General features: G+C 66.7%; 11 protein-coding genes. 6 read left to right on the top strand and 5 right to left on the bottom strand.

Annotated elements, in window-relative coordinates:
- Positions 1-259: 259 nt before the first annotated feature.
- The 4 genes from GIW57_RS10195 (at position 260) to GIW57_RS10210 (ending at position 4,824) form a co-directional block, all read left to right on the top strand.
- Positions 260-2,446: a TonB-dependent siderophore receptor gene (locus GIW57_RS10195; protein ID WP_236510556.1), complete on the top strand. Its 2,187-nt coding sequence runs from the start codon at positions 260-262 to the stop codon at positions 2,444-2,446.
- Between the two features lie 106 nt (positions 2,447-2,552).
- Entirely contained in the window at positions 2,553-2,873 is a 321-nt protein-coding gene (locus GIW57_RS10200) for a DUF3649 domain-containing protein (RefSeq protein ID WP_236510481.1), read from the top strand.
- On the top strand, positions 2,870-4,498 hold the full coding sequence (locus GIW57_RS10205; RefSeq protein WP_236510484.1) for a PepSY-associated TM helix domain-containing protein: 1,629 nt from the start codon (positions 2,870-2,872) through the stop codon (positions 4,496-4,498). Before GIW57_RS10200 ends, GIW57_RS10205 begins: the two co-directional genes overlap by 4 nt.
- The gene (locus GIW57_RS10210) at positions 4,495-4,824 is read left to right on the top strand and encodes a DUF3325 domain-containing protein (protein WP_236510487.1); all 330 of its coding nucleotides are present in this window, start codon (positions 4,495-4,497) and stop codon (positions 4,822-4,824) included. The genes GIW57_RS10205 and GIW57_RS10210 overlap by 4 nt, the downstream gene beginning before the upstream one ends.
- Positions 4,825-4,945: 121 nt before the next feature.
- Here GIW57_RS10210 and rlmKL read toward each other — a convergent pair whose 3' ends face one another.
- Both rlmKL and GIW57_RS10220 read right to left on the bottom strand, forming a co-directional pair.
- Positions 4,946-7,084, bottom strand: a complete 2,139-nt coding sequence (gene rlmKL / locus GIW57_RS10215; protein WP_236510490.1) for a bifunctional 23S rRNA (guanine(2069)-N(7))-methyltransferase RlmK/23S rRNA (guanine(2445)-N(2))-methyltransferase RlmL — start codon at positions 7,082-7,084, stop codon at positions 4,946-4,948.
- Positions 7,085-7,228: 144 nt separating this feature from the next.
- Positions 7,229-7,756, bottom strand: a complete 528-nt coding sequence (locus tag GIW57_RS10220; protein ID WP_100464402.1) for a hypothetical protein — start codon at positions 7,754-7,756, stop codon at positions 7,229-7,231.
- A 72-nt stretch (positions 7,757-7,828) separates the two neighbouring features.
- Here GIW57_RS10220 and GIW57_RS10225 point away from each other — a divergent pair, with 72 nt between their 5' ends.
- Positions 7,829-8,395, top strand: coding sequence for an N-acetylmuramoyl-L-alanine amidase (locus GIW57_RS10225; protein ID WP_089239939.1), 567 nt, complete (start codon positions 7,829-7,831; stop codon positions 8,393-8,395).
- 216 nt (positions 8,396-8,611) lie between these two features.
- Here the strand turns inward: GIW57_RS10225 and GIW57_RS10230 are convergent, their stop codons facing one another.
- From GIW57_RS10230 to GIW57_RS10240, 3 genes are all read right to left on the bottom strand, one after another.
- The gene (locus tag GIW57_RS10230) at positions 8,612-9,514 is read right to left on the bottom strand and encodes a sulfurtransferase (protein ID WP_100464398.1); all 903 of its coding nucleotides are present in this window, start codon (positions 9,512-9,514) and stop codon (positions 8,612-8,614) included.
- A complete protein-coding gene (locus GIW57_RS10235; protein WP_100464395.1) occupies positions 9,511-10,314 on the bottom strand; it encodes a CoA pyrophosphatase in 804 nt (267 codons plus the stop codon). The genes GIW57_RS10230 and GIW57_RS10235 overlap by 4 nt, the downstream gene beginning before the upstream one ends.
- A gap of 128 nt (positions 10,315-10,442) precedes the next feature.
- The gene (locus GIW57_RS10240) at positions 10,443-11,144 is read right to left on the bottom strand and encodes an FKBP-type peptidyl-prolyl cis-trans isomerase N-terminal domain-containing protein (protein WP_089239934.1); all 702 of its coding nucleotides are present in this window, start codon (positions 11,142-11,144) and stop codon (positions 10,443-10,445) included.
- A gap of 166 nt (positions 11,145-11,310) precedes the next feature.
- Between GIW57_RS10240 and GIW57_RS10245 the strand changes: the two genes are divergently transcribed.
- Entirely contained in the window at positions 11,311-12,105 is a 795-nt protein-coding gene (locus tag GIW57_RS10245) for an enoyl-CoA hydratase-related protein (protein WP_100464392.1), read from the top strand.

Genomic DNA, 12,105 nt, shown 5'->3' on the forward strand with positions numbered 1-12,105 from the left:
CATTCAGAGTGCGGTGTCTCGATGAAGTACATGCGCACGATAGAGGCGATCAGCTGCTCATAACAAGACGTTTCAAGGCACTGTTACAGAGCAGCGTGCGGGTGCTGGTGACCTACAAAGAACAACACGAATGATTGCTGAACATCCCGATGTACCACGAGAGTTTCAAGCCGGTGATTTTTTTTTTTTCAAGCAGAAGACGGCATACGAAATTAATGGATCTGTCTCGTGGCCTCGGAGATGTTTAAAAGAGACCCCCCTGGCCGTGACCGCACTGTTGAACGCACCGTTGGCACACGCTGAGGAAGGTTCTGCCGACCCGTCCGCGCGCACCCTGGACACCGTCCAGGTAACCGCCGATGGCGACATTGCCGACAGCTACACCGTCAAGCGGGCCAGCACCGCAACCAAGCTCGGCCTGTCACTGCGCCACACCCCGCAGTCGATGACCGTGGTAACCCGGCAACGGCTGGACGACATGGGACTGTTCTCGCTGTCCGATGTGATGGGCCAGGTCACCGGCGTGGCGGTGTCGGTCACCGACAGCGAACGCATCAACTACGTCTCGCGCGGGTACAACATCACCAATTTCCAGGTCGATGGCATGCTCAACACCTTCGGTGGCTACATCAAGACCAACACCGACAGCGTGATCTACGACCGAATCGAAGTGGTGCGTGGTGCCACCGGCCTGACCACCGGTGCGGGTGATCCATCGGGCACCATCAACTTCGTCCGCAAGCGTCCCACCGATACGTTCCAGATGAGCGCCAACCTGACGCTCGGCCGCTGGGGCAATCAGCGCCTGGAAGCCGACCTCGGCGGTCCCATCGCCCTGGATGGCCGCATCCGCGCCCGCGTGGTCGCCGCCAAGCAGCAGAGCGATTCGTTCCGCGACGTCTACAAGCTGGACAAGGACGTTTTCTACGGCATCGTCCAGGCCGACATCACCGACACCACCCTGCTGGAAGCCGGCTACGAGTACCAGTCGCCGCGCACCACCGGCGTGACCTGGGGCGTGGTGCCGTACTGGGGCGCCGATGGCAAGCCGGCCAACCTGCCGCGCTCGACCAACCTGTCGGCGCGCTGGAGCAGCTGGCCGATCGTCGAAAAGAGCGCCTTCGCCCGCCTTGAACAGCAACTGGGCCATGGCTGGGCCGCGAAATTCGCCTACACCCGCTCCAAGCGCGAGACCGACGGCGCGGTCTGGTACGGCGCGTCCGGTTACCCGCGCGCCGATGGCAGCGGCATCTCTGCCTTCGTCGGCAGCTTCGGTGAAAACGGCGACATGCAGGTGTTCGACTTCAACGTCGGCGGTCCGTTCCAGTTGTTCGGCCGCGAACACGAACTGGTATTCGGCTTCGGCCAGTCGGTGCGCAAGGGCGAAGTGCCTGCGAATGAAACCGCAGACTACCCGGACAGCTACACCCGCGTGCCGGACTGGCGCAGCTGGAACGGCGACGTCGCGCCGCTGCAGGTCACCCGCCTGGGCTATCTCGCCTCGGAAGACGAACTGCGCCAGCGTGCCGCCTACCTGGCCGCACGCCTGCAGCTGGCCGAGCCGCTGACCGCCGTGCTCGGCGCCCGCTACGGCAGCTGGGAGACGCGCAGCTGGACCTACACCCACGATGCCGCCGGCCGCCTGACCGGTACCAACCGCGGTGGCTACAAGCCGGACGACTCGCTCACCCCGTACGCGGGCTTCATCTACGACTTCAACCGTTACTTCAGCGGCTACGTCAGCTACACCGACATCTTCCAGCCGCAGAACTACCGCGACAAGGCCAACAACTATCTCGAACCGGTCGTCGGTGACATGTGGGAAGCCGGGGTCAAGGCCGAGTTCTTCGATGGCCTGCTCAACACCTCGGTCGCGGTGTTCAAGGGCGAGAAGGACAACGTCGCCGAGCTGGATGATTCGGTGCCGGAAAACTCGTTGCCCGGTGGCATCAGTGCTTACCGCTCCACCGGCAAGGGCAACAAGGTGAAGGGCTGGGAAATCGAAGCGCAGGGCAGCCTGGGCGAGCACTGGAACCTGTCGACCGGGTTCACCCATACCGTCAGCCGCAATGCGCTGGGCGTTCGCCAGAACACCACCGTTCCGGTCGATCTGTTCCGCCTCAACGCCAGCTGGCGCCCAGGTGGTGCCGAAGGCCGCTTCTGGATCGGAGGCGGCGCAACCTGGCAGAGCGGCATCTGGAGCCTGAGCAACAAGCCGCGCGAGGACTTCCTGGTCAGCGGCAAGCGCGACCGCGTGGCGATCGAACAGGGTGACATCTACCTGCTCAACCTGTCGGCCGGCTATCGCTTCAACGAGAACTTCAGCGCCCAGGTGAACGTGAACAACCTGCTGGACAAGAAGTACTACAACCGCGTCGGTTTCTACGACGGCGTGTACTGGGGCGAGCCGCGCAACGTGATGATGACGCTGCGCTGGAAGCTCTGACGATCTGATGGATGGCGCCGGTTCTGCGACCGGCACCGGCCACGGATGGCCACCCCCGGCGCGCTTCGGTGCGCCGGTCCTCTTTCATTCAACCTGCAGGACCGCCGTGGACCGCTCGCCCGCAACCGCCAGCCCCCGCCTCAGCACCTTCTTCGCCAAACCGCGATGGGGCGTGCTGTCCCGATCGCTGGCCGCCATCTTCGGCGGCTACGCGCTTGCCTCGATGACCACCGTGTTCTGTGCGCTGGCGCTGCCAGGCGCGCGCGGCCAGGCTGTGCTGACCGGCATGCTGCTGGCGATCCTCGTCGCCGCCTGCTCCGCACTGTGGGCGTTCGCCACGCGCAGTGCGCTGCGTGCCTGGGTCGGCATTCTCGCCCCCACCCTGCTGATGGCCGGCATTTCGCGCCTGCTGGGAGCGTGGGCATGAAGAATGGATTCCGCCAATCCATGGCCTGGCTGCACACCTGGACCGGCCTGCTGGTCGGCTGGCTGTTGCTGCTGATCTTCATGGCCGGCACCGCCAGCTACTACCGCGAGGAAATCAGCCGCTGGATGCGCCCGGAACTGCCGCGCAGCACGGTCAGCACCGACCAAGCGGCGCAGCGCGCGGCCGACTACCTGCTGGCCAATGCACCACAGGCCGAGAGCTGGTTCGTCACCCTGCCGCAGCCGCGCAATCCGGCCATGCAGATGTTCTGGCGGTTGCCAGCCGAGCTGGCCGACCCCGCCAAGGGCCGACGCGGCGCCTTCGGTGATGCGACCCTGGACCCGAACACCGGCACCGAACTGAAGGCCCGCGAGACCCGTGGCGGCGACTTCTTCTACCGCCTGCATTTCGACCTGCACTACATTCCCGTGCTGTGGGCGCGCTACCTGGTGGGCTTCTGCGCGATGTTCATGCTGGTGGCGATCATCACCGGCGTGATCACCCACAAGAAGATCTTCAAGGACTTCTTCACCTTCCGGAAGGACAAGGGCCTGCGCTCCTGGCTGGACTTCCACAACGTCAGCGCGGTGATGGCCCTGCCCTACCACGCAATGATCACCTACACCGGCATCGTCACGTTGATGATCATGTACCTGCCGTGGGGAGTGAACGTGGCCTACGGCACCGATCAGGATGCGTTCTATTCGGAGGCCTTTGGTGGCCTGCCCGAGGTCACCGCGCCCGCCGAAGGCAAGGCAGCCCCGCTGCCGCTGCGGCAGCTGCTGGACAGTGCCCGCACGCATTGGCACGGCACCGAGGTCGCCGGTTTCAGCGTTGCCAATCCCGGTGCCGCCAATGCGGTGATCGACATCCGCCAGCGCGACGGCAAGCGTTTGTCCATCGACACGCCCGCGCTGCGCTATGACATGGTCACTGGCGCGCTGCTGCAGGAAACCCCTCCTTCCGGTGGCGCCACCGCCACCCGTGGCGTGCTGTACGGCCTGCACTTGGCACGCTTCGCCGATTGGGGCGGACGCGCCCTGTTCTTCCTGTCCGGCCTGACCGGCTGCCTGATGGTGGCCAGCGGCGTGGTGCTGTGGGCAGTGAAGGAGCGCCCGAAGCATGCCAAGAGCGGTCGCACCGGCTTCGGCCTGCGCCTGGTCGATGCGCTGAACATCGGCGCCGTGGCCGGCCTGCCGATCGCCTTTGCCGCCTATTTCTGGGGCAACCGGCTGCTGCCGCTGGGCCTGGCCGAGCGCTCCAACGCCGAGGCGAACGTGTTCTTCTACGCATGGGGCGCCTCGCTGCTGGCGGCCTTCATCTGGCCCAAGCGGATGATGTGGGCGTGGCAGCTGTACATCGGCGCGGCCGCGTTCGCGCTGATCCCGGTAGTGAACGCATTGACCACCCACGCACACCTGGGCTTGACCCTGTTCAATGGTGACTGGGCATTGGCCGGCTTCGACCTGTCGATGATCGCCTTCGGCGCGATGCTGGCCCTGTGCGGCTGGCGCATGCAGCGCTGGACGCCGCCGCTGAGTGCCGCCGAGAAAAAGAAGCGCGCGGCGGCCGCTGCAGCGACGAAGGCACCGGCCGATGCAGTGGAAGCGGAGGCCAGCGCATGATGCTGCTGGTACTGGGGTTGTCGTTCACAGCGTTCACCGCGCTGTCGCTGGCGATGGAAAAGCACCAGCAGGAACTGCACGGCAAGGCAGCGGCGTCACCAGTACGGCGCACGCAATGGCGGGTGCTGGGCTGGGTGCTGCTGACCGTGGCGTTCGCCCTGTGCGTGGTCGACCAGGGCTGGGCGATGGGCCCGGTGCTGTGGCTCGGCGCGCTTACGCTGGGTGGAATCGTGCTGGCGTTCGGCCTGTATCCGTACCGGCCGAAATGGATCGCACCGCTGGCGGTCGCGTTGCCCGTGATCGGGCTGGTGGTGGCGTTGTTGTAACCCGTGCGGCGGACCGCATCCACGCATGGCGTGGATCTACCGGACCCACGCTCGCCGGGCATGGCCCGGCGCTACCGTTCTGCGCGCACATGGGTAGCGCCGGGCCATGCCCGGCGACGCGTCACGCCAGGCGCTTCAGCTCCCACGCACGATGGATGCGTGCGTTGCGCTCGAAATCGGGGCCGATGGTGCTGGCGCTGATCTCGCGGCACTGGGCGAACTCGGCGATGGCGTTCTCTTCCAGTTTGAAGCGGCGGAAGTTGTTGGAGAAGTACAGCACGCCGTTCGGCGCCAGTCGGGCGACGGCCGCACGCAGCATCTTCACCTGTTCGCGCTGCACGTCGAAGTCCTCGGCGCGGGCCGAGTTGGAGAACGTCGGCGGGTCGCAGAAGATCACGTCGTACTGGCCGCGATCGCCTTCCAGCCATGCCATCGCATCGGCCTGCACCAGCAGGTGCTGATTGCCGCCCTGCCCGTTCAAGGCCAGGTTGTCGTAGCACCACTGCAGGTAGGTGGCCGACAGGTCGACGCTGGTGGTGCTGGCCGCACCGGCCACCGCCGCCTGCACACTGGCCACGCCGGTGTAGCAGAACAGGTTGAGGAAGCGCTTGCCGCGCGCCTGCTCGGCCATCAGGCGACGCAGCGGGCGATGGTCGAGGAACAGGCCGGTATCGAGGTAATCGAACAGGTTCACCTGCAGCAGCGCGTTGTTCTCGCGTACCACGAGGAACTCATCACGCTGCTCGAAACGGCCGTACTTGCTGCCGCCCTTGCCACGTTCGCGCGACTTCATCGACACCTGTTCCGGCGGTACGCCGAACACTTCGCGCGCAGCGGCCAGCAGTTCATTACGGCGGCGGCGCACGTCGTTCTCGGGAATCGCGGCCGGTGCGGCGTACTCCTGCACATGCAGGAACGTGCGGCGCTGGCCGCCATCCTCTTCGTACACGTCGATGGCCGCTGCGTATTCCGGCAGATCGGCATCGTAGGCGCGGAAACAGGTGATGCCTTCGCGCGCGCGCCAGCTCTTGAACTTCTTCAGGTTCTTGCGCAGGCGGTTGGCCACCATCTGCGCGCCTTCGCTCAGCTCGCGCACCTGTGCCGGATCGCGACCCGGCACCGCGATCGGATCGCAGACGATCAGTGCACATTCCAGTGCACCATTGAACATCTGGTACTTCTTGCCCGCACGCAGGCCGGTAGCGAAGGCCAGTTCGTCATTGCCGCACAGCAGGCTGGCGCGCCACTGCGGCACCGCCTTCTGCAGGGCATTGCCGAGCTTGCGGTACAGCGCCGGATCGGCGGCCAGGCGCTCGTCATACGGCGGGTTGCAGACCACCGCGCCGATCTCCTGCTCCGGGGTGGGCAGGTCGGCCACATCGGCGCGGGTGAAGCGGATGGCATGGGCGACGCCGGCAACTTCCGCGTTCTCGCGCGCCGCCTGGATCGCCACCGGGTCGATGTCGCTGCCGTGGACGACCGGCTTCAGCGCAGCCAGGCCGGCCGCCTCGCGATCACGCGCTTCGCTCTGGATGGTTTTCCAGGCCGCCTTGTCGAAGCCCAGCCAGCGGCTCGGCGGCAGGCTGCCATGGCGCATCAGGCCGGGAGCGACGTCGGCGGCCATCAGCGCGCCCTCGATCAGCAGGGTGCCGCTGCCGCACATCGGATCCAGCAGGCCGCCACCGGCAGCATGCAGGCGCGGCCACTGCGCACGCATCAGCAGCGCGGCAGCCAGGTTTTCCTTCAACGGCGCGTCATGCGCAGCACCACGCCAGCCACGGCGATGCAGCGGGCCACCACCGAGGTCGATCGACAGCGAGGCGCGGCCCTTGCGCAGCGACAGGTTGACGCGCACGTCCGGCAGATCGGTGTTGACCGAAGGGCGCTCGAGCCCTTCGTCACGCATGCGGTCGACGATGGCGTCCTTGATCCGCTGCGCAGCAAAACGGGCATGGGTGATCTTGTCGCCGGACACATGCGCGTCCACCGCCAGGGTCATCTCCGGTTTGATGTGTTCGTGCCACGGCAGCGCGCGCACGCCGTCATACAGCGCCTGCTCGTCCGGGCATTCGAATTCGTCGATCGGCCACAGCACGCGGCTGGCCAGCCGCGACCACATGACGATCCGCAGCGCCTGCTCCAGTTCGCCATCGGCATTGACGCCGGCGATGGTGGCAGTGGCCTTTTCCAGGCCGAGGGCCGACAGCTCATCGGCAAGCAGGTATTCCAGGCCCTTGGCGCAGGAGACAAAAAATTTCACGGGATCGGTTCGCAGGTGGTCAGGCACGGCAGGGAGCCGGGCCATTCGGAAGGGAGGGCCGTAGGCACGGCCGGCAGGCCCGCGCCGGGGGCGGCGGGGCTGCCATTGTAGTCAATGCGGGCGGGCGCGCCGTGCGCCCGGGCTTCACAGCTGCCGCAGCAGGCGCTCGAAGGCCTGCGCGGAGGCCTCCACGTGGTGCTCCAGGCGATGGCCGTCGTCCACCAGCAGCAGCTGCGCCGAGCGCGCCTGCGCCCAGGCGATGACCCCGGCGGCCGGCACCACCTCGTCATGCCAGGCCTGCACCACCGTGGTCGGCACCGGTGCGGCATCCAGCGCCGGCATCGGGCCCATGGTGGTTGGCGGCACCATCAGGAACAGACCGGCCACCGGCACCTGCAGCGAGGCGATGGCCGAGATATAAGCGCCCAGGCTGGAGCCGGCCAGCACCACCGGCCCCTGCGCGGCGGCAGCGGCCGTGCGCTCGATCAGGCGCTGCAGGCGGGTGCGCACGTCGCCAACGCGGCTGACCTCGCTCATCGCGTCCAGGTCGGTGTAATCGGGGCGCTCATGGGTCCAGCCCAGGCGCTCGGCAACTTCGGCCAGGGCGGTGACCTTGGTCGCCTCCGGGCCGCTCTCGAAACCGTGCGACAGGATGCAATGACCGCGGCTCATGCGTGCGCTCCCACGGAGCGGACCGACAGCAGAAGGGAAGGCAGTTTCATTCGGCAATGCTAGCATCGCCGCATGCCCAACCCGCTCCTGCCCGGCCTGCAGCTGCAGCCGCTGCCCTACCACGACCGCCTGCCCGTGCGCGATCCATCCAGCCTGGCGATGGTGGTTATCCATTGCACCGAACTGCCCGACCTGGCTACCGCCCGCGAGTACGGCGAGCGCGTGCTGTACGACAGCGGCGCCGGCAACAGCGGGCATTTCTACATCGACCGCGACGGCAGCGTGGTGCAGTACGTGGCGCCGGAGCGCATCGCCCACCACGTGCGTGGCATGAATGCCGATTCGGTGGGCATCGAACTGGTCAACTCCGGGCGCTACCCGCACTGGCTCGACAGCCGCCACCAGGCGATGGACGAGCCCTACACCGAAGCGCAGCTGCTGGCGTTGGAGCGGTTGCTGCAGGCGCTGGTGCTGCAGTATCCCTCGCTGCGGCAGATCGCCGGCCACGACCAGCTGGACCTGGAGCAGGTACCCGCCAGTGACGACCCGGCCGTGACCGTGGCGCGCAAGCGCGATCCGGGCCCGTTGTTCCCGTGGCAGCGGATCCTGGCCAAGGTGCCGCTGCAGCCGCTGGGCTGAGGGCCGGCAGGGCTGCGCCTTGGGTACACGCCATCGCATGCGCGCTGTCGCTCCCACGCTTCGCTGCGCGAACCGCGGGCCCCACTTACCAGCTCCCACACCCCCGCCGCTTCGCGGCCGCCCCCTGACTCAGGGGGCTCTGCCCCGGATATGAACCGGTGGCCAGTAGATCCACGCCATGCGTGGATGAACGTCAAATCGATCTACCCGCTTTGCTCAAACGCCGGTAGCCACCGGGCGGCTGCTGTCGCTGACCCAGCCACTCCAGGAATCGGCATAGATGCGTGCGCCGGACAGGCCCGCACTTTCCATCGCCAGCAGCAGATGGCAGGCGGTCACGCCCGAGCCGCACATCAGCACCACGCGCTGCGGGTCCTGGTTGCCGATCACGCCCTGCAGTTCGGCGCGCAGTTCCTGTGCGTCGCGCAGGCGGCCGTCCAGAACGTTCAACGCGAACGGTCGGTTGACCGCCCCCGGCACATGGCCGGCGACGGGATCCAGCGGTTCCACCTCACCGCGGAAACGCTCGCCTGCGCGGGCATCGACCAGCCAGCCGGATGCATGCTTGAGCCGCGATTCGATCTCGTCCGCGTTGGCAACCTGGCTGGTATCGAACCGTCCCGGGTACGCCGGCAACGCCGTGACCTCGCTGCTGCCGGTCGCCAGCGGCTGGCCGGCAGCCTGCCAGGCGGCGATACCACCATCGAGGACAGCCACCTTCGTGTGCCCGATCAGGCGCAGCAGCCACCACAGTCGCGCGGCGGCCATGCTGCCATCGCTGCCGTCATACACCACCACCTGCGTATCGGTGGCGATGCCCCATTGCCCCAAGCGCGCGGCGAACGCATCGCTGTCCGGCAACGGGTGGCGCCCATGGCCGATCCGCGCCAGGTCGGACAGGTCGCGGTTGAGATCGGCATGCACCGCACCGGGAATGTGTCCCTGCGCGTAGAGGCCATTACCCGCCTGCGGATCGGACAGCGATGCACGCGCGTCGACCACGCGCACGGCGGTGCTTGCGGTCGCGCGGGCATCGACCACGCGTACTCCATCGCCCAGGGCCGCAGCCAGGGTCGCGACATCAACGAGGGTGGTCCACGGCGGATCGATCGATTTCATTGCACTTGCTCCAAGCGGCGACGCAGGTTGTACAGGATGGCCGCAGTGGCACCCCAGATGCGCTGGCCGGGCCAGCCGTATTCGAGGACATGGCGGACGCGGCCGCGATGGTTGATTTCGACCTGGCGCAGGTTGTCGGCGGCCATCAGATAGTCCAGCGGCACTTCGAACACCTCGGCCACTTCGCTGGGCTGCGGTACCGCCACGAAATCCGGATCGATCACCGCCACCACCGGGGTTACCCGGTAGCCGGTAATGGTCACGAATGGATCGAGATAACCCAGTGCCTGCACCTGCGTCGGCGCCAATGCGATTTCTTCCTGGCTTTCGCGCAGTGCTGCGGCCAGCGCATCACGATCATCCGGCTCGGTACGGCCACCGGGAAAACCGACCTGGCCACCATGTTGCCGCAGGGTTTCGGTACGCCGGGTCAGGATCACCTGCGCACCGTTGGCACGCGGCACGATGCCGGCCAGAACCGCCGCCTCGACCGGTGGGCCGGGGGGCAGCAGATCATCCAGTTCACTGCGGTTCCAACCGTCGCCAGCCGGCGGCTCGGCCAGCGGATGCAGCGCGCGCAGCAGGCGCTCATGATCGGCCAACGAGCCTCGCAGCGACTGCTGCAGCTGTTGGCGCAGTGGCAGCACGCGCTGCAGGATGTGGGTGCGCTCGCTGTCGCTCATCGACGACCACCGTGCGATTTCGTCGATATGCCGCCCGCAGCCGGCGCACAGCCGGTTGCGATCCAGCTTGCACACGTTGATGCAGGGGCTTGCGACAGCACGCGCCGTTTCTTCCATTATTTGCACCGGTCAACAGTAGCGCGAATGGGCTGGATTTGGGATGGGCCCGCACGGCTGCTACGTACCGCAGAAACAAAAACGCGCCGGTGGAATCACCGGCGCGTTTTTGTTGACGCTGTTTCTTCTTACTTGACGCTGATCAGCTTGATCTCGAACTGCACAGCCACGTTCGGCGGGAACGGGGTGCGCGGGTCGGCACCATAGGCCTGATCCGGCGGCAGGGACACTTCCCACTTCGAGCCAGCCGGCATCTGCAGCAGGGTCTCGCGCATGGCCTTCATTTCGACTTCGCTGACCTTGATCGACGGAATCTGCTGGGCCGGACGAGCCTCGGTCGGGCGCTGGCCGTACGGGAACGGACCGGCCACTTCCAGCTGCACGGTGCTGGCCTGGGTCGGCTTGGCACCCTTGCCGGCTTCGATCACACGGTACTGAACGCCGCTCGGCAGGGTCTGCACGCCCGCCTTTGCCTTGTTCTGCGCCATGAACTGATCGCTCTTGGTCTTGTTGTCGGCAGCAGCCTTTTCGTACTCGGCCTTGGCGGCCTGGGCACGGCCCTGCTCGCGCTTCTGGAACGCTTCAACGGCCGGCTTCAGCTGCTCGGCGGTGATCGCCGGCTGCTTCTTGGCGTAGGCGTCCTGCAGACCCTTCACCACCGAGTTGATGTCCAGCTGCTCACCGCGACCAGTCAGCTCCGCCAGGTTGTTGCCGTAGTCGTAACCGAAGTAGTAGCTCAGCTTGCCCTTCTCGGACGCGATGTCCTGGGCGAAGGCATTGCCCGTCAGGGCCAGGGCCGCGACGGCGACCGCGATAGAACGCAACTTCATCAAACAGTTCTCCAGGGGTGGTAACTCAGGGACGTTCTGCGCCGCCCTGAGGCGACGGGTTAGGATAACGGCCACAACGTGTAACCGCTACTCACCACGCAGGCTATGACCTGTCTGCGTTTACAGAGTTCAATCTCACTTTTTTTTAACGTTCCAGGAGTTTCCCGTGGCCGAGGCCCCCGCTCCCCACCCGGTCGCCATCAGCGACGACGGCGCCATCCGCACCATTACCGTGCAGCGCCCGGACAAACTCAACGCCCTCAATGCCGCCACCCTGCAGGCTCTGGCCGGGGCGTTCAGCGACGCCGCCGACGACGCGGCGGTACGGGTGGTGGTGCTGACCGGCGCCGGTCCCAAGGCCTTCGTGGCCGGGGCCGACATCGCGGAAATGAACACATTGAGCGCGGTTCAGGGACGTGACTTCTCCCTGCTCGGCCAGGCGCTGATGCGCCGCATCGAACGCATGCCCAAGCCGGTGATCGCCCGCGTGAACGGGTTTGCGCTGGGCGGCGGGCTGGAACTGGCGATGGCCTGCCACCTGCGTATTGCGGCCGATTCCGCCAAGGTCGGCCAGCCGGAGATCAATCTCGGCCTGATTCCCGGCTTCGGCGGCAGCCAGCGCCTGCTGCGCCTGTGCGGCCGCGCGGCCACGCTGGAGCTGTGCCTGCTGGGTACACCGATCGACGCCGCGCGCGCGCTGGCCCTGGGCATCGTCAACGAGGTGGTGCCCGCCGCCGAGCTCGACGCCCGCGTGCAGGCCCTGGCCCGGCAGCTGGCACAGTCGGCACCACTGGCGCTGCGTGGCCTGCTCGATGCGGTGCATGTGGGCGGCGAATGCAGCCTGGATGCCGGCCTGGAATACGAAAGTGCGCAGTTCGGCCTGCTTTTCGCCACCGAAGACATGCGCGAAGGCACCAGCGCCTTCCTGCAGCGCCGTCCTCCCGCCTTCCAGAACCGCTGA

The organism is Stenotrophomonas sp. PA-6-5C, assembly GCF_021605635.1.
In the GTDB taxonomy this organism is placed as follows: Bacteria; Pseudomonadota; Gammaproteobacteria; order Xanthomonadales; family Xanthomonadaceae; genus Stenotrophomonas; species Stenotrophomonas lactitubi.